18 protein-coding genes are annotated in these 21,784 nt (G+C 73.4%); 12 read left to right on the forward strand and 6 right to left on the reverse strand.

Annotated elements, in window-relative coordinates:
* Window positions 1-22: 22 nt before the first annotated feature.
* The 4 genes from ACGFWJ_RS16370 to ACGFWJ_RS16385 form a co-directional block, all read right to left on the reverse strand.
* A complete protein-coding gene (locus ACGFWJ_RS16370; RefSeq protein ID WP_387644124.1) occupies window positions 23-976 on the reverse strand; it encodes a Ppx/GppA family phosphatase in 954 nt (317 codons plus the stop codon).
* A gap of 49 nt (window positions 977-1,025) precedes the next feature.
* Window positions 1,026-2,303, reverse strand: a complete 1,278-nt coding sequence (locus ACGFWJ_RS16375; RefSeq protein WP_392949720.1) for an SUKH-4 family immunity protein — start codon at window positions 2,301-2,303, stop codon at window positions 1,026-1,028.
* Window positions 2,300-5,545, reverse strand: a complete 3,246-nt coding sequence (locus ACGFWJ_RS16380; RefSeq protein WP_392949722.1) for a toxin glutamine deamidase domain-containing protein — start codon at window positions 5,543-5,545, stop codon at window positions 2,300-2,302. The genes ACGFWJ_RS16375 and ACGFWJ_RS16380 overlap by 4 nt, the downstream gene beginning before the upstream one ends.
* Before the next feature lie 65 nt (window positions 5,546-5,610).
* The gene (locus ACGFWJ_RS16385; protein WP_392949725.1) at window positions 5,611-5,955 is read right to left on the reverse strand and encodes a WXG100 family type VII secretion target; all 345 of its coding nucleotides are present in this window, start codon (window positions 5,953-5,955) and stop codon (window positions 5,611-5,613) included.
* A 179-nt stretch (window positions 5,956-6,134) separates the two neighbouring features.
* Between ACGFWJ_RS16385 and ACGFWJ_RS16390 the strand changes: the two genes are divergently transcribed.
* Window positions 6,135-7,034: a hypothetical protein gene (locus ACGFWJ_RS16390; protein WP_392949728.1), complete on the forward strand. Its 900-nt coding sequence runs from the start codon at window positions 6,135-6,137 to the stop codon at window positions 7,032-7,034.
* Between the two features lie 218 nt (window positions 7,035-7,252).
* Here the strand turns inward: ACGFWJ_RS16390 and ACGFWJ_RS16395 are convergent, their stop codons facing one another.
* Window positions 7,253-8,416, reverse strand: a complete 1,164-nt coding sequence (locus ACGFWJ_RS16395) for an NADH-quinone oxidoreductase subunit D (RefSeq protein ID WP_392949730.1) — start codon at window positions 8,414-8,416, stop codon at window positions 7,253-7,255.
* A 14-nt stretch (window positions 8,417-8,430) separates the two neighbouring features.
* Window positions 8,431-9,432 (reverse strand): SAM-dependent methyltransferase, encoded by a 1,002-nt coding sequence (locus ACGFWJ_RS16400; protein WP_392949732.1) that lies wholly within the window; start codon window positions 9,430-9,432, stop codon window positions 8,431-8,433.
* Between the two features lie 105 nt (window positions 9,433-9,537).
* Between ACGFWJ_RS16400 and ACGFWJ_RS16405 the strand changes: the two genes are divergently transcribed.
* The 11 genes from ACGFWJ_RS16405 (at window position 9,538) to ACGFWJ_RS16455 (ending at window position 21,690) form a co-directional block, all read left to right on the forward strand.
* Complete coding sequence (locus ACGFWJ_RS16405) at window positions 9,538-10,761, forward strand: sensor histidine kinase (RefSeq protein ID WP_392949735.1); 1,224 nt, start codon at window positions 9,538-9,540, stop codon at window positions 10,759-10,761.
* A gap of 14 nt (window positions 10,762-10,775) precedes the next feature.
* Window positions 10,776-11,465 (forward strand): response regulator, encoded by a 690-nt coding sequence (locus tag ACGFWJ_RS16410; protein ID WP_392949738.1) that lies wholly within the window; start codon window positions 10,776-10,778, stop codon window positions 11,463-11,465.
* A gap of 191 nt (window positions 11,466-11,656) precedes the next feature.
* On the forward strand, window positions 11,657-12,571 hold the full coding sequence (locus ACGFWJ_RS16415) for a Rossmann-like and DUF2520 domain-containing protein (RefSeq protein ID WP_392949741.1): 915 nt from the start codon (window positions 11,657-11,659) through the stop codon (window positions 12,569-12,571).
* A complete protein-coding gene (gene panC / locus ACGFWJ_RS16420; protein WP_387644098.1) occupies window positions 12,571-13,476 on the forward strand; it encodes a pantoate--beta-alanine ligase in 906 nt (301 codons plus the stop codon). The genes ACGFWJ_RS16415 and panC overlap by 1 nt, the downstream gene beginning before the upstream one ends.
* 43 nt (window positions 13,477-13,519) lie before the next feature.
* Entirely contained in the window at window positions 13,520-13,969 is a 450-nt protein-coding gene (gene panD / locus ACGFWJ_RS16425; protein ID WP_392949745.1) for an aspartate 1-decarboxylase, read from the forward strand.
* 16 nt (window positions 13,970-13,985) lie between these two features.
* Window positions 13,986-15,599 carry an L-aspartate oxidase gene (locus tag ACGFWJ_RS16430; protein ID WP_392949747.1) on the forward strand — a complete coding sequence of 538 codons (1,614 nt, stop codon included), beginning with the start codon at window positions 13,986-13,988 and terminating at the stop codon, window positions 15,597-15,599.
* A 52-nt stretch (window positions 15,600-15,651) separates the two neighbouring features.
* Window positions 15,652-16,629, forward strand: coding sequence for a carboxylating nicotinate-nucleotide diphosphorylase (gene nadC / locus ACGFWJ_RS16435; RefSeq protein ID WP_387644090.1), 978 nt, complete (start codon window positions 15,652-15,654; stop codon window positions 16,627-16,629).
* A 23-nt stretch (window positions 16,630-16,652) separates the two neighbouring features.
* The gene (locus ACGFWJ_RS16440; protein WP_035863765.1) at window positions 16,653-17,447 is read left to right on the forward strand and encodes a type III pantothenate kinase; all 795 of its coding nucleotides are present in this window, start codon (window positions 16,653-16,655) and stop codon (window positions 17,445-17,447) included.
* A gap of 130 nt (window positions 17,448-17,577) precedes the next feature.
* Entirely contained in the window at window positions 17,578-18,270 is a 693-nt protein-coding gene (locus ACGFWJ_RS16445) for a hypothetical protein (RefSeq protein ID WP_392949752.1), read from the forward strand.
* 230 nt (window positions 18,271-18,500) lie between these two features.
* Window positions 18,501-20,222: an LPXTG cell wall anchor domain-containing protein gene (locus tag ACGFWJ_RS16450; RefSeq protein WP_392949754.1), complete on the forward strand. Its 1,722-nt coding sequence runs from the start codon at window positions 18,501-18,503 to the stop codon at window positions 20,220-20,222.
* Window positions 20,223-20,412: 190 nt separating this feature from the next.
* Entirely contained in the window at window positions 20,413-21,690 is a 1,278-nt protein-coding gene (locus tag ACGFWJ_RS16455; protein ID WP_392949756.1) for a hypothetical protein, read from the forward strand.
* Window positions 21,691-21,784 lie beyond the last annotated feature (94 nt).

The raw sequence follows: 21,784 nt of genomic DNA on the forward strand, positions 1-21,784 counted from the left end.
CGAGTTGCTACCGCCCGCCGGGTCACGCTTCGATTGCGACCCGACTGTCCTGGCCGTCCATGGTGTCGAGGCGGCGCAGGATGATGCCCTCGCGCAGCGCCCACGGGCAGATGTCCAGCTCGTCCAGGCCGAACAGGTCCATCGCGGCGTCGGCGACCAGCGCGCCGGCCAGCAGCTGGCGGGCGCGGCCGAGCGAGACGCCGGGGATGCGGGCGCGTTCGGCGGGGGTCATGGCGGCGAGGCGGGGCAGCCAGGCGGAGAGGCCGGCCCGGGTGAGCTTGCGGGGGACGCGGACGCCGGCGCCCTCGGGGGCGGCGCCGGTCATCCGGGCGAGCTGCTTGAAGGTCTTGGAGGTGGCCACCGAGTGGTCGGGCGCGCCGAGGCGGGCGATCTCGCCGACCGCGCCGGCGATCTCGGCGCGGATGTGCCGCCGCAGTTCGCGGATGTCGCCGGGGTCGGCGACGTCGCCGGGGAGCCGGGAGGTGAGGCGTCCGGCGCCGAGCGGCAGGGAGGTGGCGACGTCGGGCTGTTCGTCGAGGCCGCAGGCGATCTCCAGGGAGCCGCCGCCGATGTCGAGGTTGAGCAGCCGACCGGAGGACCAGCCGAACCAGCGGCGGACGGCGAGGAAGGTCAGCCGGGCCTCGTCCTGGCCGGACAGCACGGTGAGCGCGACGCCGGTCTCGTCCTCGACCCGGCGCAGCACCTCCTCGCCGTTGCTGGCCTCCCGGACGGCGGAGGTGGCGAACGGCAGCAGGTCGACGACGCCCTTGTCCTCGGCGACCCGCAGCGAGGAGGCGACCATCGAGACCAGCCGTTCGATGCCGATCGGGCTGATCGCCCCGTCCGCGTCCAGCAGCTCGGCGAGGCGCAGGTCGGCCTTGTGGGAGTAGGCGGGCAGGGGGGCCGCACCGGGGTGGGCGTCCACCACGAGGAAGTGGACGGTGTTGGAGCCTACGTCGAGCACACCGAGTCGCATGACCGTCCAACTTAGCCCAGACCGGTGACCTCCCGGGGTACCGGTGGGGTCACAGCAGTCCGTCCCAGAGCTGTTCGACGATGACCGCCCACCAGTTCTCGGGGTTCCGCAGCGCGGTCCGGTCGAGTGCGGCCAGCGCCCACTGGAACTCGGCGACGGCCGGGCCGGCCTGCTCGGGCGGCAGGTCGCGCAGGCGCGGGTAGCGCTCGGCGAGCAGCGCGAGGCAGCGGGTGAAGGCGGTCAGGTCGGCGTTGGTGTAGCGGGCCTCGCAGGTGTCGGGGTCGACGGCGCGGATCCGGCCCTGCGCGGTGTCGACGGTGAACAGCGCCCAGCCGTCGGTGCCGAGCAGCCGCTGGCCGATCAGCGCGGCGCGGGCCGCGGCGGTGGCGCGGCGGCCGCGGCCGAGCGCGCCGAGGTGTTCGGTGAGGTCGGGCAGGACGGGTCCGGCCTGCCCGGCAATGCCGTCGCTCTCGGGGAGGTGGAGGGTGAAGAACCCGGCCACCACCCGCGGCAGGCCGGTGCGCTGCAGGGCGCGGGCGGCGGCCTCGGGCAGGTCGGCGGCGAGCACCGCGGTCTGCTCGAAGCGGTGTGCGCCGTCCTCGCCGAACAGCGCGGCCAACCGCTGCCCGAGGCCGTTCTCGTCCTCGGGCTGGGCGGGCGGCACGGCGAGCGGGAACGGCACCCGGTTCCAGTGCCGGCCGGTGCGGGCGGCCAGCGCCCGGACGGCGGCCGCCCGGTGGTCGTGGCGCGGGCCGTACGGCTGCTCGAACTCGATCCGGACGCCGGGCAGCCGGGCCGCGATGACGTGCTCCCAGTAGCCGCCGGGGAGCATCGACAGCCGCAGGTCGGTGCGGAGCGCGATCAGGTCGTCGAGGGCGACGCCCTGCGCGGACAGCTGCTGCCAGGCGCGCAGCGCGGGGTGCGGGTGGCCGTGCACGGAGTGCACGGCGAGCGACTGGGTGACGCCCTTGCCGTCCCGGTAGCTGAGCGCGGCCCGGGTGCCGGGGCCGGTGACGGGCGGCAGCGCCGGGTGGTGGCTGCCGGCGCCGAGGCGGTCGCGGTAGAGCCGCTCCACCTCGGGCACCGGGACGGACGGGAAGACGGTGAGTTCGCCGCTGACCCGGTCGACCACGGCGCAGGCCGCGCCGATCTCCTCCGGGGCGCGGCGCACCCCGGTGAGCGGGTCGGTGAGGATCGGCGCGGGCTCCGGCCAGAGCACCCAGCCGAGGTCGAACTCGTGGCACCTGACAGGCCGCGAAGCCTCCTGCGGGAGGTCGCCGTTGACCCAGCGGTGGGCGGTGGCGAGGGCCTGTTCACGGCTGATCATCGGTTGGTGCTCCCGGCGGTGCGGTGGATGGTGAGACGGGAGCGCGGCGGCGCTGCCGCGGGCGGGACGTCCGCGGCCGGTTCCTCGGCGGGGGCGCCGGCCATGGCGGGCACCGGCTCGGCCACCGCGTCGTCGCGGTCCCCGGTGGGGACGGCGACGGTGACGGGCAGCGGAGCGGACAGGTCGATCGGCCGGTCGGCGGCGTCCACCGCGATCGCCCACAGGCCGTGGTCGGCCGGGTAGAGCGGGGTCGGCGCGGCGTAGCCGGTCTGGTGGTCGAGGTAGCTGAGCACGCCCTTGTGGTTGACGGCGTTCCAGGTGTGCGAGCGGCCGAAGCCGTCGACGGTGAGCAGCACCGCGCGGGTGCCGGTGCCGTGCGCGAGCAGTGCCTGGCCGAGCTTGCCGTGCGCCTCGGCGCCGTCGCCCAGGTCGAGGAAGCGGGTGCCGAGTTCGAGCTCGGCGCGGTCGCGGCCGCCGCGCTCGCCGGCCGGGCCGTCGGGCAGTCGCGGCGCGGCACAGGTGGGTGCGGTGCCGAGCGTGTCGACGGCCGAAAGTGCCACGTCCACACAGTTGTTGGCGCGTCCGCTCTCGGTCGGGCCGCCGCCGTTGAGGACCTCGATCCACTCGCCGACCATCGGGTCCGGGAACGGCGCGGGGGTGCGCCGCACCACCTCGGCCTGGTGCGCGGAATCGACCGGGCCGAGCCCGCCGGGCAGCCCGTACGGGCGGCTGTCGGCGAGGGTGCGCACCACCTGCTCGGCGGAGCCGGGCCGCACCACGCCGCCCTGCCCGCCGCCGGAGAGCACCAGCCAGGCCGCGGACGCCTGGTGCAGCGGCGCGCCGGACTCGTCGGCGGGGCTGTGCCGCCGGACGTCCGGCAGCGGGTCGTGCCGGACGGGGCCACCGGGGGCCTGCTGACCGATGCCGCCGCCGCCCGTGGGCGGGACCGGGCCGGTCACCGGACGGGCCGCCACCGGACGGCCGTCCGCCGCGTGCTGGCCGACACCGACCACCGCGGCCGCACCGCCGCCCTGCCCACCCGCGCCGGGGGCGCCGGGGGTACCGGCCGCAGCGCCGGGAGCACCCGGGGTGCCGGCTGCCGCACCGGCCGCAGCACCGGGGGCGCCGGCGGCACCGGCCGCCGCGCCCGGGGCACCGGGGGTACCGGCCGCGCCGGGAGTGCCGCCGGAGGCACCGCCGACCGGGCCCGCACCGGCCACCGGGCCGGCGCCGACCGAACCGCCGACCGAACTGCCGACCGGCACGCCGCCGCCGGCCGGGGCGGAACCGCCGCCGACCGGGCCGAGCTGGATGGACGAGCCGCCACCCGAACCGCCCGAACCGCCGAACACCGAACCGGGGTCGCCGCGGTGCACACCACCGCCACCGCCGCCACCACCGGACGACCAGATGTCACTGCTGTCCACCGACGGCGGGAGGTGCGGCGCGGGCGGCGTCAGCACCGAGTCGACGTGCACCGACACCGGCCCGTGCGACAAGGAGGGCGAGGGCGAGTCGCTCGGGGACCAGCCGCCACCGCCGCCGTAGGAACCGCCGCCGCCACCGCCGCCGCCGTACGAACCGCCACCGCCACCGCCGCCGCCACCGGACGAGCCGCTGTGCGAATTGCCGTACACCGGAGCCGAGTTGTTCTGGTAGCCGCCGGAGTTGCCGCCACCGCGGTGCCCACCGCCGCCCGCCGGAGCGGACTGCGGCTGGCCGCCGCCCTGGTCCTGGCCGCCCTGCTGGTCGAAGATCGCGCCGTCGAGCTTGCCCGGGAGCCCGTTCAGCGGGGAGTTGCCACCGGACATGTTGCTGCCGGGTCCGTTGCCGCGGCCGTTGCCCTGGCCGTTGCCGTTGCCGTTGCCCTGGCCGTCGTGGCCGTTGTGGCCGCCCTGGCCGTCGTGGCCGTTGTGGCCGCGCGTGCCGTCCCCGTACAGGCTGTTGTTCTGGCCGTCGCCGATCGGCAGCGGCTGTCCGTCCTTGCCGAGCACGTCGAGCGGGCGGCCGTCGGCGCCGAACTGCACGATCTGCCCGTTCGGGCCGACCGCCTGCATGTCCGCGTTGACGGTGACGGCCTGGCCGTTGCTGCCGATCAGCAGGTGGCCCTTCTGGTCGGCGACCAGGCCGGAGACCGGGGTGCCGTTGGCGGCCATCATCACCGGGTGGCCGTCGTCGTCGAGCTTGGGGTGGCCGTCCAGGCCGAGGGCCAGCACGATGCCGGTGCCGACCAGCGCGCCGGTCAGGCCGACCAGCACCGGCTTGCCGTCCTTGCCGAGCAGCGGCTTGCCGTCCTCGCCCATCGCCACGCCGCCGACCGGGGTGCCGTCCGGGCCGACCAGCTGCTGGGTGCCGTCGGTGCCCTGGGTGACCTTCAGACCCTCGACGCCCTTGACCCGCTGGCCGTCGTCGCCGACCAGGATCGGGTTGCCGTGCCGGTCGGTCTTGACGGTGCCGTCGGCCTTCAGCTCGGCGTGCACGCCGGCCACGCCGGCGACCTCCACCGAGCGGGCCACGCCGGACTTCGCCAGGACGCCGGTGACCTGCCCGGACCGGGCGGCCATCGAGCTCTCGCGCTTCTCGCCGTGCAGGCCGCGGCCGTCGGCCTGGGCGATCCGCTCCAGGGCTATCAGCGGGGGCTCCTTGGCGAGCGACTTCGCCGCCTCCGCCATGTCCCGCTCGAGCTGCTCCAGCAGCTGTCCGATCTTCAGCTTGGCGTGCTCGACGGCGGCCAGTTCCTCGGCCTCGGCGACGCCCTCCTTCACCAGGCCGGCCGCGCCGGACACCAGCCCGGAGATCAGGCCGCCGGAGACGATGTCCTTGCCGGCCTGGGCGATCTGCGCCTTGGCCTTCGCCTCGGCCGCGTCCGCCGCCCGGATCTTCTCGGTCAGCTCCTGCAGCACCGCGATGATCTCGGCCTTGCTGTGGTCGACCACGCCGGCCGCCTTGTCCAGCGCGCCGGCCACCAGGCCCGCCGCCGCCGAGGCGTCGTCCAGCTGGCCGCGGCCGCCGCCGCTGAACTGCCGCCAGTGCGTGGTGAACGCGTCCACCGCGGGGCCCTCGTTCTCCCCGGACACCCGCTGCGCGGCCGTGTTGCCGCGCCGCACCAGGGCGTCCGCCTCCGAACCGAACTCCCGCCACAGGCCGGCCGCCCGGCGCAGCCCGTCCTCGTCCGCCTGTGGCCACGCGTGGCCGGTCCGTGCCAGCGCGGGGGCGAGTTCCTCCGGCAGGTTCCTGGACACGTGCTCCCCCTTCGGGTGGTGCGGTTCGGCGTGCACAGCCGCCCGCCGCGTGCTCTGACTGCGGTTCAGGCCCGGCCGGTTGCGGTCGGGTGGTTCGACGAAGGCGCGTTGAAGTCCGCGCTGACCTCGCTGTCGGTGCGCTCCATGCTGTCCGCCATGCTGTGCAGCCCCTGGCCGATCCGGCCCAGCCGCTCCGACAGACCCTGCAGCCCGGCCAGCACGCCCTCCCGGGCCTCGCCGTACGCGGTACCGAACGGCTTGCCCGGAGCGTCGCTGCCCCACGGCGCACCCAGCGCCGCCAGCCCGCTCTCCAACTGCTTCGCCGCACTGCCGAACTCGTTCGAGACTGTCTCGAACTCCTTTGCCTCGCCGTGGAGTTCCCACGACCGGATGACGACCTTGTCGCCCATGTGCACTCCCCCGTGCAAGGGCGCTCATGCGCCCGACCTACCCCCGGCTGGGCCATCCTAGGGCCGCGCACGGCCGCCGCCGCCCGGGCTGCGGCCCTTTTCACAGCCGTTTCACCTACGCCGCCCACGGGCAGCCCCGGAAAACCCCCCAACCCCGGCAAACCGGACCAAAAGCCGCGATGCCCCTCCGTCCTCGCCCCGCCAGGCCATACCCTTGCCGGGTGGCACCAGCTGAGAACAAGAAGTCCAAGAAGTCCGGCAAGGCAGGCAAGGCCGGCGGCGCGGCCAAGGCCCCGGTCGTCGACCTGGCGATGCCCACCGTCCGCGAAGTCGCCCTCGACTTCCCGCGCGCCTGGGTCGAGTTCACCGACCCCGCCGACGAGGACCAGGTGTTCCGCTGCGACCTCACCTGGCTCACCTCCAACTGGGGCTGCATCTTCGGCAAGGGCTGCCACGGCATCCAGCCCGGCCGCGGCGCCTCCGACGGCTGCTGCACCCTCGGCGCCCACTACTCCGACGAGGACGACGAACAGCGCGTCACCGGACACGCCGCCCGCCTCACCCCCGACATCTGGGAACACCACGCCGAAGGCACCGACGCCAAGGGCCGGATCCGCCGCGACGGCGGCATCACCATGTTGGACGAGGACGGCGACCGCCAGACCCGCCGCGTCAACGGCGCCTGCCTCTTCCTGAACAGCCCCGGCTTCCCCGGCGGCGCCGGCTGCGCCCTGCACGTCCTCGCCCTCCGCGAGGGCCTCGAACCCCTGGAAACCAAGCCCGACGTCTGCTGGCAACTCCCGATCCGCCGCACCTACGACTGGATCGACCGCCCCGACGACACCCGCTACCTCCAGGTCTCCATCGGCGAATACGACCGCCGCGGCTGGGGCCCCGGCGGCCACGACCTCCACTGGTGGTGCACCAGCTCACCCGAGGCCCACAACGCCGCCAAGCCCGTCTACGTCTCCTACCGCCCCGAACTCATCGAACTCATGGGCCCCGAGGCGTACGCGACACTCGTCACCCTCTGCGAAGCCCACAACCCCAAGCTGGCGCCGCACCCCGCAGGCCAGTAATCAGAGGGAGCTCCACCAGGGGCCCGGGGGTACGCATCCAGGGGCCCGGGGAACGGCGGGGCCGAGTCTGCGGAGGATCAACGGGGCGCGAAAAGGCCCCGTAGTTTCTGGTCCCCGTCCTTGACCCGCCGCAGACACGACCCCCCGCTGTCTCCGACCACCAGCAGCCCGGCCCCGCCGTTCCCCGGGCCCCTGATTTGCCTCCTCGTCCGCCTTCCCTACTTGTCGATGTCCCCCACCACGAAGAACATCGACCCCAGAATCGCCACCATGTCCGCCACCAGCGTCCCCGGCAGCAATTCCGTCAGCGCCTGAATGTTGTTGAACGACGCGGACCGAAGCTTCAGCCGCCAGGGCGTCTTCTCCCCGCGCGACACCAGGTAGTACCCGTTCACCCCGAGCGGGTTCTCGGTCCACGCGTACGTCTCACCCTCCGGCGCCTTGAGCACCTTGGGCAGCCGCAGGTTGATCGGCCCGGCCGGCATCTCCACCAGCCGGTCCAGGCACGCGTCCGCCAGCGCGAGCGAGTTCTCGGTCTGTTCGAGCAGGCACTCGAACCGGGCCAGACAGTCCCCCTCCTCCCGCACCGGCACCCGCAGCACGTCCTGCAGTTCGCCGTACGCGAGGTACGGCTCGTCGCGTCGCAGGTCGAAGTCGACGCCGCTGGCCCGGGCGATCGGCCCGGTGACGCCGTACGCGTGCACGTGTTCGCGGGAGAGGACGCCGATGCCGGCCGTCCGGCCGCGGAAGATCTCGTTGCCGAGGACCAGGTTCTCGAAGACCGGCAGCTGCGAGCGGACGACGCCGATGGCCGCGCGGACCCGGCCGAGCCAGCCGGCCGGGAGGTCCTCCTTGAGGCCGCCGACCCGGTTGAACATGTAGTGCATGCGTCCGCCGGAGGCTTCCTCCAGGACGTGCTGGAGTTCTTCGCGGCCGTTGAAGGAGTGGAAGATCGGCGTGATGCCGCCCAGTTCCAGGGGGTACGAGCCGAGGAACATCAGGTGGTTGAGCACCCGGTTCAGCTCGGCCAGCAGCATCCGCAGCCAGACGGCCCGCTCGGGGACCTCCATGCCGAGCATCCGCTCGACGGCGAGGACCACGCCGAGTTCGTTGGCGAAGGCGGACAGCCAGTCGTGCCGGTTGGCCAGCATGATGATCTGCCGGTAGTCACGGGCCTCGAAGAGCTTCTCCGCGCCGCGGTGCATGTAGCCGATCACGGGTTCGGCGGAGATGATCCGCTCGCCGTCGAGGACGAGCTTCAGGCGCAGCACGCCGTGCGTGGACGGGTGCTGGGGGCCGATGTTGAGCACCATGTCGGTGCTGCCGGGCTCCCCGGGGAGCGTCTGCGCGCCCGGGCCGATGCCGACCGTGGTCTCCGTCATGCCCGTCGACTCCTTCATGAGGGGAGAGTCTGCCATCCCGGCAGGCCCGCGAGGTCGTCCGGTACCGGCATGCGGACGGCCTGGACCAGCCAGTGGAATGCTCCGAGCCCGGCCGGGTCGGTGAGTTCGGCGGCCTCGCCGGCCCCGCCCAGGGCCCGCAGGTAGCCGGCCGGGTCGGTGCTGGCGAGGGCGAGCGGCGGGCGGGCGCCGCTGACGCCGAGCGCGCGCAGGGCGGTGCGCTGGGTGGTCAGCAGCACCGGATGAGCCGGGACCGCGGCGGCGTCGAGGGCGACGTGCGCGGTCAGGTCGCAGCTGCCGTCGGGGACGGGTGCGGTCTCCCGGCCGTCCCGGAAGCCGGTGAGGGTGCCGAACGGGGGGCGGGTGTCGCGGGTGTGTGCGTAGTCGACGGCCACCGCTAGGCCGTGTTCCAGGGCGCCGACCGCCCCGGCCCAGGCGGCGTCCCGGGGGCCGCCCAGCTCCACCCGTTCCCCGGGCCACCACTGTGCGGCCCAGGCCGCGTCGTCCGCATCGAGCGGTTCGCCCAGCCGTTCGTAGCCGTCGGGGGCGACCTCGAGGTACCGCAGCTGCCCGTCCTCGTCGCGTTCGGCGAGGTCGAGGGGGACGTTGTCGAGCCACTCGTTGGCGAACAGCAGGCCGGTGACGCCGGACGGCAGTTCGGGGCCCCAGCCGATCCCGTCGGGCAGGCCGGCGGGGCGGTCGGCGAATTCGACGGCGTGGAACGCGACCCGGGCGCGCAATTCGGGGGGCAGTGCCTCACGGACGGCGACCGTGAGTTCGCCGCGGCCGGCGCCGACGTCCACGAAGGCCAGCCGGTCCGGCGAGCCGAGCGCGGCGTCGACCCCTGCCAACAGGCGGGCCACCGCGCCGGCGAACCGGGCGGAGGCGTGCACGGAGGTGCGGAAGTGCCCGGCCGGGCCCTCCGGCCTGCGGTAGAAGCCGCCGTCGGGCCGGTACAGCGCGTGTTCGATCGCGGGCCGCCACCGCATCCATGTCATAGCGGGCGACGTTACCCGGAGGAGGGGATCTCCACCTTGGGGAGTAGCACCGGATCGCTCTCCCGACGGACCTGAACACGCCATCCGACTCCCTAGGCTGGACCTGTGCATCGACTCAACGCCTGGCTCCGCCGACACCCCATGGTGGTCGACTCCGCCTGGGCACTGATGGTGCTGTTCCCGGGCGTGCTCGTCGCGCTGGACCAGGCCACGCCCGACGGATATCGGCTCTCCGGCACCGCGAGGTTCCTGGCCGTCGCGGTCGCGGTGATCCTGCCCGGACTGATGGTCGTCCGGCGGCGCTGGCCCGACATCACCACCGCAGTGGCCGTCGTCCTCGGCATCGGCCAGATCGCCCTCGTGATCGAACCCGGCGCGGCCAGCATCGGCTACCTGGTGTTCGCCTACACCGGCGCGGCCTTCGGCAGACGCTGGACGCCCTGGCTGGCACTGGTCGCCAGCCTGGCCGCCGGGCCGCTCACCGTCTGGCGGCTGATGCCGACGTCGCCCGATGCCCCGAACGACACCTTCGCCAAGCGGGTCCTGGTGGCCGCACTGATGACCACCCCGTTCGTACTGTGCTGGGCGTGGGGCCGGCTGACCCGGGTCCGCCGCGCCTACCTGATCGAGCTGGAGGACCGGGCCGCCCGACTGGAGCGCGAACGGGACGCCCAGTCGCAGGTCGCGGTCGCCGCCGAGCGCGCCCGGATCGCCCGCGAACTGCACGACGTGGTGGCGCACAACGTCTCCGTGATGATCGTCCAGGCCGACGGCGCCGCGTACGTCATGGACTCCTCCCCGCAGCAGACCAAGGAAGCGCTCGGCACCATCGCCTCCACCGGCCGCCAGGCGCTCGCCGAAATGCGCCGCCTGCTCGGCGTGCTGCGCACCGCCGACACCACCGGCGAGTACGTGCCGCAGCCCGGCGTCGAGGAACTCCCCGAACTGCTCGAGCAGGTCCGCACGGCCGGCCTGCCGGTCGAGTTCACCGCCACCGGCGAGGCCCGCGAACTGCCCCGCGGCCTGGAGCTCACGGTCTACCGGATCGTCCAGGAAGCCCTCACCAACGTCCGCAAGCACGGCGGCCCCGACGCCCACGCCACCGTCGCCGTCGACTTCCGGGACGGCGACCTGGAGGTCCTGGTCGAGGACGACGGCCGCGGCAGCACCCGCGAACAGCTCGCCACCGGCGGCACCGACGGCCTCGGCCACGGTCTGATCGGCATGCGCGAACGGGTCGGCATGGTCAGCGGAAGCCTGGACGTCGGGCCCCGGCCCGGCGGCGGCTTCCGGATCCGAGCCGTCCTCCCCCTCAAAGTGTCCAAGTGAAGGAGACCCGACCGATGCCGATCCGCGTAATGCTGGTCGACGACCAGGAACTGCTGCGAACCGGCTTCCGGATGGTCCTGCAATCGCAGGGCGACATCGAGATCGCCGCCGAGGCCGGTGACGGCCAGCAGGCACTCGACGTCCTGCGCACCGCCGACGTCGACGTGATCCTGATGGACGTCCGGATGCCCCGCCTCGACGGCGTCCAGGCCACCCGCCGCATCTGCCTCGACGACCGCGGCACCCCGATCGAGGGCGCCCCCCGCGTCCTCATCCTCACCACCTTCGACCTCGACGAATACGCCTTCGCCGCGCTCAAGGCCGGCGCGTCCGGCTTCCTACTCAAGGACGTACCGCCGGCCGAGCTGGTCGCCGCGATCCGCGCCGTCAACGGCGGCGACGCGGTGGTCGCACCCACCACCACCCGCCGCATGATCGACCGCTTCGCCGAGGTTCTGCCCACTCCCACCGCGACGCCCGGCTCCGCCGTCCTCACCCCGCTCACCGAACGCGAACGCGAGGTCTTCCTGCTGGTCGCCCAGGGCCTCTCCAACGGCGAGATCGCCCGCCGGCTGGTCCTCTCCGAAGCCACCGTCAAAACCCACGTCGGCCGCATCCTCGCCAAGCTCAGCCTCCGCGACCGCGTCCAGGCCGTCGTCCTCGCCTACGAGAACGGCCTGGTCCGCGCCGGCGAAACCCCCTGACCCCCGCTGCGCCCACCCACCTGGCCAACGGCGCAGCCGCTGCGATGCGGCCGGCCGCAGCAGCGCACACCCCGCCCGTCTCCGTTCCGCTGTCGGGTCACGGGTGGGTGGGCAGGCGCAGTAACGTGCACCCCCGCAGCCCGTACCATTGAGCGGTACGTCTGGTACCCGCCGAGGACTGGAACGGAAGAGTGCTGCACGACTTCGGAGACCCCTCCGACCCCGGTAACCGCCCGGCCCGGCTCGCTGTCGGTGTGGTCGGGGCCGGCCGGGTCGGTCCCGCCCTGGGTGCGGCCCTGCAACTGGCCGGCCATCGCGTGGTTGCCGCGTCCGGCGTCTCCGCCGCCTCGCGGCGTCGCGCCGAGGCCCTGCTGCCCGGTGTCCGCCTGGTGACGCCGCCGCAGGTGATGGCGGCGGCCGATCTGGTGCTGCTGACCGTCCCGGACGATGCCCTGCCGGATCTGGTGAGCGGTCTGGCCGCGACCGACGCCGTCCGTCCCGGCCAGATACTCGTCCACACTTCGGGCGCGCACGGCGTGGCCGTGCTGGAGCCCGCGACCCGCAAGGGCGCGTTGCCGCTGGCGCTGCACCCGGCGATGACGTTCACCGGCACCTCGGTGGATGTGGCCCGGCTGGCCGGCTGCCCGTTCGGTGTGACCGCGCCCGAGGGGTTGCGTCCGGTCGCCGAGGCGCTGGTGGTGGAGATGGGCGGCGAGCCGTCGTGGATCCCGGAGGACGTCCGGCCGCTGTACCACACGGCTCTCGCGCACGGCGCGAATCACCTGGTCACGCTGGTCGCGCAGGCGATGGAGCTGCTGCGCACCGCGGGTGTCGCCGAGCCCGGCCAGATGCTCGGCCCGCTGCTCGGCGCGGCCCTGGACAACGCCCTGCGCTCCGGCGATCTGGCCCTGACCGGCCCGGTCGCCCGGGGTGATGTGGGGACGGTGCGCAAGCACCTGGACCGACTCGCTACGGTGACCCCGGACATCGGCCAGGCGTACCGGGCGATGGCGAAGGCGACCGCGCAACGGGCGGTCGCCAACGGATCGCTGAAGCCGGAACCGGCGGCAGCACTGCTGGACGTACTGAACGAGGAGAACCACTGATGGCACGCGACAGGCGCCCGGCGAAGGCCCCGAAGGCAGCGAAGGTCCGCAAGGCGGTGCTGACCCGCACCGTTGAGGAGTTCGAGGCCGCGTTCTGGCCGGACGAGCAGCCGGTGGACAACGCCGTGGTGATGACCATGGGCGCCCTGCACCAGGGCCACGCGGCGCTGGTCCGGGAGGCCCGCCGCCAGGTCGGCAAGGACGGCCGGGTGGCCGTCACGGTGTTCGTGAACCCGCTGCAGTTCGGCGCCGGCGAGGACCTGGACAGCTACCCGCGCACCCTGGACGCGGACGTCGCGCTCGCCGAGGAGATGGGCGCGGACGTGGTGTTCGCCCCGTCCGTGGACGAGGTGTACCCGAACGGCGAGCCGCTGGTGCGCCTCTCGGCGGGCCCGATGGGCGCCGGCTTCGAGGGCGCGTCCCGCCCCGGCCACTTCGACGGCATGCTGACCGTCGTCGCCAAGCTGCTGCACATCACCGACCCGGACTTCGCGGTCTTCGGCGAGAAGGACGCCCAGCAGCTGGCGATCATCCGCCGGATGGTCGCCGACCTGGACTTCGACGTGGAGATCGTCGGCGTCCCGACCGTCCGCGAGGAGGACGGCCTGGCGCTGTCCTCCCGCAACCGCTTCCTCTCCGACGACGAGCGCACCCAGGCGCTCGCCCTCTCCCGCGCCCTGTTCGCCGGCCGCGACGCCGGCGCCCAGGGTGCCAAGGCCGTCCGTGAGGCGGCCGCCGCCGCGCTGGACGGCGCGGACGGCATCTCCCTCGACTACCTAGCCCTGATCGATCCGATGTCCTTCACCGAGGCGCCGGACGACTACCGGGGCGAGGCGGTGCTCGCGCTGGCGGCCAAGGTCGGTCCGACCCGGCTGATCGACAACGTGAGCATCATCGTCCGATAAGTACGGCTGTAGCCCAGGCATGCACTCAGAGAGGCGTGACCACATGCTCCGCACCATGCTCAAGTCCAAGATCCACCGAGCCACCGTCACCCAGGCCGACCTGCACTACGTGGGATCGGTGACGGTCGACGAGGACCTGCTCGACGCCGCGGACCTGCTCCCCGGCGAGCTGGTCCACATCGTCGACATCAACAACGGCGCCCGGCTGGAGACCTACACCATCGCGGGCCCGCGCGGCTCCGGCATCATCGGCATCAACGGCGCGGCCGCCCGGCTGGTCCACCCCGGCGACCTGGTGATCCTGATCGCCTACGGGCAGATGGACACCGCCGAGGCCAAGGCGTACCTGCCGAAGGTGGTGTTCGTGGACGAGCACAACCGGATCACCGGCCTGGGCGGCGACCCCGCGGACGCCCCCGAGGGCAGCGGACTGCTGCGCGGCGACGCCGCGTACGGTGGGGCGGACGGCGCGGCCGTCGCCGCCGCGCACTGAAGGAGCAGCTGAAGCCATGTCGCACCGCCTGACCGCCCCTGCCCCCGGCTGGACCACGAGCACCGACGTGGTCGTGGTCGGCTCCGGCGTGGCCGGACTCACCGTCGCGCTCAATGTCCGCAAGGCCGGTCTGCGGGCCATGGTGGTCACCAAGGCGATGCTCGACGACGGTTCCACCCGCTGGGCCCAGGGCGGCATCGCCGCCGCCCTGGGCGAGGGCGACACCCCGGAGCAGCACCTCCAGGACACCCTGGTCGCGGGCGCCGGGCTGTGCGACGAGGAGGCGGTCCGCACCCTGGTCACCGAGGGGCCGGACGCGGTGCGCCGGCTCATCGAGGTGGGTGCCGAGTTCGACCTGGACGAGGACGGCGAGATCGTCCTCACCCGCGAGGGCGGCCACCACCGGCGCCGGATCGCGCACGCCGGCGGCGACGCCACCGGCGCCGAGATCGAGCGCGCCCTGGTCGCCGCCGTCGAGGCCGACCCCGGCCTCGAACTCATCGAGCACGCCCTCGTCCTGGACCTGCTCACCGACGCCGGCGGCCACGCCTCCGGCGTCACCCTGCACGTGATGGGCGAGGGCCAGCGGGACGGCGTCGGCGCGATCCTGGCCCGCGCCGTGGTGCTGGCGTCCGGCGGCATGGGCCAGATCTTCTCGGCCACCACCAACCCGGCGGTCTCCACCGGCGACGGCGTCGCGCTCGCCCTGCGGGCCGGCGCCGAGGTCACCGACCTGGAGTTCGTCCAGTTCCACCCCACCGTGCTGTTCCTCGGCGCGGACGCGCAGGGCCAGCAGCCGCTGGTCTCCGAGGCCGTCCGCGGCGAGGGCGCGTACCTGGTGGACGCCGACGGCGTGCGTTTCATGACCGGTCAGCACGAACTCGCCGAGCTCGCCCCGCGCGACATCGTCGCCAAGGCCATCACCCGCCGGATGCACGAGCACGGCACCCGGCACATGTACCTGGACGGGCGGCACTTCGGCGCCGAGATGTGGGAGAACCGCTTCCCGACCATCCTGGCCGCCTGCCGCAGCCACGGCATCGACCCGGTCACCGAGCCGATACCGGTCGCCCCCGCCGCGCACTACGCCTCCGGCGGCATCCGCACCGACCTGCACGGCCGCACCACCGTCCCCGGCCTGTACGCCTGCGGCGAGGTCGCCTGCACCGGCGTGCACGGGGCCAACCGCCTCGCCTCCAACTCGCTGCTCGAAGGCCTGGTGTTCTCCGAACGGATCGCCGCCGACCTCGCCGAGCTCGCCGAGGCCGGCCGGCTCCCCGCCCGCACCGTGGACGCGGACGCCGCCCAGGCCGCCGCGCCGGTGCCGCTGCTGCCCGCGGAGAGCCGCGGCGCGATCCAGCACCTGATGTCCACCGGCGCGGGCGTGATCCGCTCCGCGGACTCGCTGGCCGCCACCGCGAAGGGCCTGGAGGCCCTGCCCGAACCGGCCCACCCCGCCTCCCCGTCCGTCGAGACCTGGGAAGCCACCAACCTCCACCAGGTCGCCACCGCCCTCACCGCCGCCGCCACCCTCCGCGAGGAGACCCGCGGCTGCCACTGGCGCGAGGACTTCCCCGACCGCGACGACACCACCTGGCACCGCCACGTGACCCACCCGCTCAGCAGCTGACGTCTCCCGCATCCCGCTCTTCGCGCCCCGCATCCCCTTTGGAGCCCTCTTCATGTCCCACGACGAACTCCCCCTGCTCTCCGCCGAATCCGCCGAAGGCGGCTGTGGTGACGGCTGCGCGTGCGGTGACGGCGAGGTGTACGAGACCGGGCTCGACCCGGCGCTGGCCGAGCTGCTGGAGGAGGCCGGCCTGGACCCGGTCGAGGTCGAGGACGTGGCGATGATGGCCCTGTCCGAGGACCTGGCCGGCGGCGAGGACGTCACCTCGGTGGCGACCGTCCCCGCCGAAGCCGTCGCGACCGCGGACTTCACGGCCCGTCAGGCGGGCGTCGTCGCGGGCCTGCGGGTCGCCGAGGCGGTCGTCTCGCTGGTGTGCGAGGACGAGTTCGAGGTCGAGCGGCACGTCGAGGACGGCGCGGCGGTCGAGGCCGGCCAGGTGCTGCTCTCGGTGCGCAGCCGCACCCGCGACCTGCTCACCGCCGAGCGTTCGGCGCTGAACCTGCTCTGCCACCTGTCCGGCATCGCCACCGCGACCCGCGCCTGGGCGGACGCCCTGGAGGGCACCAAGGCGGTCGTCCGCGACACCCGCAAGACCACCCCGGGCCTGCGCGCGCTGGAGAAGTTCGCGGTCCGCGCGGGCGGCGGCGCCAACCACCGGATGGCGCTCTCGGACGCGGCCCTGGTGAAGGACAACCACGTGGTCGCGGCCGGCGGCGTCGCCGAGGCGTTCACCGCCGTCCGGGCCGCGTTCCCGGAGCTGCCGATCGAGGTCGAGGTGGACACCATCGACCAGATCACCCCCGTGCTGGAGGCCGGCGCGGACCTGATCCTGCTGGACAACTTCAGCACCGAGCAGCTGCGCGAGGCGGTCGCCCTGGTCGCGGGCCGGGCGAAGCTGGAGGCTTCCGGTGGCCTGACCCTGGCCACGGCGCGCGAGGTCGCGGAGACTGGTGTCGACTTCCTGGCCGTCGGCGCCCTGACGCACTCCTCGCCGATCCTGGACATCGGCCTGGACCTCCGCAGTTCCTGACCCTTCCAAGCAGAAAGCGCCCCATGCTCCTCACCATCGACGTCGGCAACACCCAGACCACGCTCGGCCTGTTCGACGGCGAGGAGATCGTCGAGCACTGGCGGATCTCCACCGACCCGCGCCGCACCGCCGACGAAATGGCGGTGCTGCTCCAGGGGTTGATGGGCGCCCACCCGATCGTCTCGGCGGACGACCGGGTGGCCGGCCTGGCGATCTGCTCCTCGGTGCCGGCGGTGCTGCACGAACTGCGCGAGGTGACCCGCCGGTACTACGGGGACGTGCCGGCGGTGATCGTGGAGCCGGGTGTGAAGACCGGCGTGCACGTGCTGATGGACAACCCGAAGGAGGTCGGCGCGGACCGGATCGTCAACGCGCTGGCCGCCAACCACCTCTACGGCGGGCCGTGCATCGTGGTCGACTTCGGCACCGCCACCACCTTCGACGCGATCAACGCGCGCGGCGACTACGTGGGCGGCGCGATCGCCCCGGGCATCGAGATCTCGGTCGACGCCCTGGGCGGCCGCACCGCGATGCTCCGCAAGATCGAGCTGGCCCGCCCGCGTAACGTGATCGGCAAGAACACCGTCGAGGGCATGCAGTCGGGCATCCTGTACGGCTTCGCCGGACAGGTCGACGGCCTGGTCAACCGGATGGCCAAGGAACTGGCCAAGGACCCGAACGACGTCCAGGTGATCGCCACCGGCGGCCTGGCCCCGCTGGTCCTCGGCGAGGCCGACTCGATCGACGTGCACGAGCCGTGGCTGACCCTGATCGGCCTCCGCCTGATCTTCGAACGCAACCGCCCCGCCACCGCCTGACGGCCCCTGACGCCCGGCCGGCCGCTATTGGACGGCCGACCGGGCGTCAGATGCACCATCTCATAGGCCAATCGGGACAAACACGTCCTCAATCGCCATAAGTCGGACGTACGGCACGTACTGTCGAGCCATGCCAACGCCTCACGGATCGCGCGGCGGTATGGCCTTCAGCGCCGACGAAGTCCGGGTGCTGCGCCGTGCCCTCGCCCAAGCCCTTTATCCGGCCGCGCCCGACCGGCTCCCGCTGCCCACCGCCACCGGCGAACTGTGGGCCGAGGACGTCCAGGACGCGCTTCGACTCACCGAGGCCATCGACGAAGCGGTCCAGGAGGGCGGCCGGCTGCGCACCTTCCTGCTGGCCGACCTGGGCCGCTACCGCGCCGCCCTGCCCGGCAGCGCGGGCGGCTACCTGGAACGCCTGGAGGAAGCCGTCACCGACGGCTACCTGCCCACCGCCGAAGACCTCTCCGCCCTTCGCGCCCTGTCCCGTCAGCCGTGCGGCCCGCCCGAACACGCCCGCCGCTCCCGGCTCGCCGGACGCTGCCACGCACTCGCCGAGGCGGAGGTCCGCGAGCGCCTCTCCCTCGGCTCCGGACAGCGGCACCTCGCCGCCGTACCGAGCCCCGCGCCCGAACCCCAGCCCGCCATCCCAGTTGGAGGACGGTTCCCGATGAGCGACCAGCACCCGCAGCCCCCCGCCGATCGCCCCCGGCCGCGCCGGATGCCCACCCCCGCCGAACTCTTCGGCCGCCGCACCCGCCCCGCCCCCGAACCCCCCACCGACACCGACCACCCGGAACTCGCCACCGGCACCGACGGCTGATCCACCGTCAACTCGCCCGAGCCCCCTCCCCGGAGGGGGCTTTTCGCGTGGCCCCATGGAGATGTGTCGATTCGGTGAGGCCCCGGCGAAGGAGTGACGGTCAAGATTCGATAACAGGTGCGGGCGATAGCGGCGGCCGCGTCCCGAACTGTCCGGAATAGCACCGCTCCGATGGCTGAGAATCCCCCTATCGTCTGGGTCGATCGCATCCGAAAGATCGAAGGATCACCGTGGGGAATTCGCGCATCACGCGTCCGGCCGCCCTCGCCGCACCAGTGGCCGCCGCCGCAATCCTGGCTCTCGTCTCGACGCCCGCGCAGGCCGCGGACGATCTCCGGCTCGACGTTCAGTCGGCCGTCTCCATCCCGGCCGCTCCCGACAGCGGCGACGCCACCGCGTACCAGCTGAGCCTCAACTCGCGCGGCACGCTCACCGGTTCCAGCCCGCGGGACATCGTCCTCACCTTCGACGCAACCGGGCTGGCCGGCATCGCGACCTTCGCGCCGGACACCGCGTGGGACGCCAAGTGCACCACGGCCGGGCAGGTGTACACCTGCACCTACCGTCAGTACCCCACGCCGCAGCACCCCGACTTCAACAGCCAGTTCCACCCCGTGCTGAAGGCTCTCAAGGGCGCGCCGCAGGGCACGGCCGGCCACCTGAAGATCAGTCAGGGCTGGGTCGACGGCCAGCCCAACAGCGTCGACGTCGCGGTGTACGCGGGCGGCCCGAAGCTGGAGCTCGACGCCGCCCTGGACCGCGACCCGGCCAACGTCGGCAAGCCCGGCTCGACCGTCAAGCAGTCCCTCAAGGTCACCAACAACGGGACGCTGGAGAGCGGCCAGCTGGTGGTGTCCGCCGAACTGGGACCGGGTCTGAGCTTCAAGCAGAAGTTCGCGAACTGCTCGTACGGCACCCCGGTGGACAGCTCCCCGCCGGCCTCCCGGCGCAGCGCGGCGATCTGCACCATCAACACCTCGGTCAAGCCCGGTCAGACGGTCACCATCGACCCGTTCGAGGCCACCGTCGACGCCGACGCGCTCTACCCGGACATCGAGTTCGACGTCCTGCCCCGCGCGGACGTCGGCCTGGAGTACCTGCGCGGCGCCCACCGCTTCACGCCCGCCTCCGGCAGCGGCCCGCGGCTCACCGCCGGCGGGCTGCCGGAGGACCCCGCCGCCAAGCCCGGGCCGCCGAACCTGGACCGCGCGCACAACAGGGCGATCGTCCAGTACCGGGTCGACAGCCACGCGGACCTCTCCTCCTGGGCTGTCTGGGCCCCGACCGACGGCGGCAAGAAGGGCACCCTGAAGGTCACCGCGCACAGCAACGGCCCCGCCTCGGTCGACTACCTGCGCAGTGGCAACACCATCGCCGAGTTCCTCGTGACGCTGCCTTCCGGGGTCACCGTCGCCGGCAAGCTGCCCGACGGCTGCTTCGTGCGCGACCAGCATCCGAACGTCGTCGCCTGCAACCTCCCGATGTGGCTGGCCAGCGGCGAGGACAAGTCCTTCGACCTGCCGCTCGCGGTCTCCGATCCGGCCGCCGGCCCGACGGCCGCCATCGCGCTGACCACCGAACAGGGCGGGTGGGAGAACAAGGTCGAGCCGCTGCCGTACGACCCCGACAACACCAACAACTCGATCACGCTGGCGCTCGGCAGCACCGCCACCACCGCCGAGCCGAGCCCCCCGAGCACCGGCGGCGGCCAGTCCACCCCGCCCGCCGGCGGCGGCTCGACCGGTTCGGCCTCGGCCTCGGCCTCGGCCGACGGGGCGACCCCGGCCACCAGTGGCAGCGCCTCCTCGAGCGCCGGCACCGGCGGCGGGCTGGCGTCCACCGGCAGCGAGGGCACCGACACCATGCTCTGGCTGGGTGCGGGCGCCATCGTGGTGGGCGGCGGCGTCCTGGCGCTGACCGCACGGCGCCGCAGGGCCGGCACCCACCAGTGACCCGCGCGCCCAGCGCCTGATTGCCCGTCAACACACGTGAACCCCCTCCCCGGAGGGGGTTCTTGTGTTGAGGCCCCTCCTGCCCCTCATCTCTGCGCCCGCACACGCCGCGGACGAGCTCCGGCTCAACGTCGCGCCAACCTTCTCGATCCCGGCGGCACCCGCCGGCGGCGCTGCTCCGGTGGAGCTGATGGTCAGTTCGTCCGGCCCGATCGCCGCGAACACCTCGCGCGACCTCGTCGTGAGGTTCGACGCGACCGGCCTGGACGGCATCGCCGGCTTCGCGCTCAACCCCAACTGGGGTGCCGGCTGGGGTTCCAGCTGCACCACCACCGGTCAGGTGTCCACCTGCACCTTCAACGTGCGCCCCTGGCCGGGCGAGACCACCTTCACCCAGAACTTCAACCCGACGCTGACCGCGATCGTCGGCGCTCCCCAGGGCCAGGCCGGACACCTGAAGATCAGCCAGGGCTGGGCGGGCAGCCCTGTCGGCCCAGCCACCGACGTCGCGGTGTACGCGGGCGGCCCGAAGCTGGAACTCGACCCGAACCTGGACAGCCAGCCGTACGACACCCAGCCCGGCGCGGTCATCGGCCAGCCGCTCCAGGTGACCAACAACGGCACCGTGGCGAGCGGCCGGCAGGTGGTCGCGGCTCAGCTCTCGCCAGGCCTGAGCTTCACTCAGCACTTCGCGAACTGCTCATACGGCACCTACACGGGCACCACCGAGCCGTTCAAGTCGGCCGAGGCGGCCATCTGCACCGTCAACACCTCGGTCCAGCCCGGCCAGACCGTCACCGTCGACCCGATCCAGGCCCTCGTCGGCTCCGACGCGCTGTACTCGGACATCTCGTACACCCTCTCCTCCGACGACGACTACGCCCTCAGGTTCGTCCGCGGCAGCTACGCCTTCCCGCCCGCCTCCCAGACCGGCCCTCGGCTCACCGCCGGTCTCCCGGAGGACGACAACGCCCAGTCGGGGCCGCCGACCCTCGGCCAGGCGCGGGACTACGCGGTCGTCCAGTACCGGGTCGACAACCACGCGGACTTCTCAGCCCACGGCGCCTGGGCCCCGACCGACGGCGGCACCAAGGGCACCCTGTCCGTCAAGGTGCACAACGGCGGCCCCGCCTCGGTCGAGTACCTGCGCAGCGGCAACCCCATCGGCGGTGTCCTGGTGACGCTGCCGGCAGGTGTCACGATCTCCGGCAAGCTGCCCGCCGATTGCGGGAAGGTCAACCCGGGCCTCGTCCACTGTTACCTGCCGACCTTCCTGCTGAACGGCGCGGACCGGACCTTCGACTTGCCGCTCGCGGTCGCCGACCCGGCCGCCGCCCCGGCCGTCACCATCGGGGTGACCACCGAGCAGGGCCTGTACGAGAACGCCGTCCAGCCGCTGCCGTACGACGACGTGGACGCCAACAACACCACCTCGCTGGCGCTCGGCCTTAGCGCCACCCAGAGCTGACCGGACGCCAGGACGCCCCGGGCCGCCCATCGCGGTCCGGGGTTCCGGCGTTGTCGGGTGCGTGGGGCGATATCCCGTGGCGGAACAGCCCGTG

The organism is Kitasatospora sp. NPDC048407, from assembly GCF_043200475.1.
In the GTDB taxonomy this organism is placed as follows: Bacteria; Actinomycetota; Actinomycetes; order Streptomycetales; family Streptomycetaceae; genus Kitasatospora.

Bases quoted from the DNA above. Each gene is read 5' to 3' on its own strand.
- ACGFWJ_RS16370 (WP_387644124.1), bottom strand. From the start codon at position 976: ATGCGACTCGGTGTGCTCGACGTAGGCTCCAACACCGTCCACTTCCTC.
- ACGFWJ_RS16375 (WP_392949720.1), bottom strand. From the start codon at position 2,303: ATGATCAGCCGTGAACAGGCCCTCGCCACCGCCCACCGCTGGGTCAAC.
- ACGFWJ_RS16385 (WP_392949725.1), bottom strand. From the start codon at position 5,955: ATGGGCGACAAGGTCGTCATCCGGTCGTGGGAACTCCACGGCGAGGCA.
- ACGFWJ_RS16390 (WP_392949728.1), top strand. From the start codon at position 6,135: ATGCCCCTCCGTCCTCGCCCCGCCAGGCCATACCCTTGCCGGGTGGCA.
- ACGFWJ_RS16395 (WP_392949730.1), bottom strand. From the start codon at position 8,416: ATGACGGAGACCACGGTCGGCATCGGCCCGGGCGCGCAGACGCTCCCC.
- ACGFWJ_RS16400 (WP_392949732.1), bottom strand. From the start codon at position 9,432: ATGACATGGATGCGGTGGCGGCCCGCGATCGAACACGCGCTGTACCGG.
- ACGFWJ_RS16410 (WP_392949738.1), top strand. From the start codon at position 10,776: ATGCCGATCCGCGTAATGCTGGTCGACGACCAGGAACTGCTGCGAACC.
- panC (WP_387644098.1), top strand. From the start codon at position 12,571: ATGGCACGCGACAGGCGCCCGGCGAAGGCCCCGAAGGCAGCGAAGGTC.
- panD (WP_392949745.1), top strand. From the start codon at position 13,520: ATGCTCCGCACCATGCTCAAGTCCAAGATCCACCGAGCCACCGTCACC.
- ACGFWJ_RS16430 (WP_392949747.1), top strand. From the start codon at position 13,986: ATGTCGCACCGCCTGACCGCCCCTGCCCCCGGCTGGACCACGAGCACC.
- nadC (WP_387644090.1), top strand. From the start codon at position 15,652: ATGTCCCACGACGAACTCCCCCTGCTCTCCGCCGAATCCGCCGAAGGC.
- ACGFWJ_RS16440 (WP_035863765.1), top strand. From the start codon at position 16,653: ATGCTCCTCACCATCGACGTCGGCAACACCCAGACCACGCTCGGCCTG.
- ACGFWJ_RS16445 (WP_392949752.1), top strand. From the start codon at position 17,578: ATGCCAACGCCTCACGGATCGCGCGGCGGTATGGCCTTCAGCGCCGAC.
- ACGFWJ_RS16455 (WP_392949756.1), top strand. From the start codon at position 20,413: ATGGTCAGTTCGTCCGGCCCGATCGCCGCGAACACCTCGCGCGACCTC.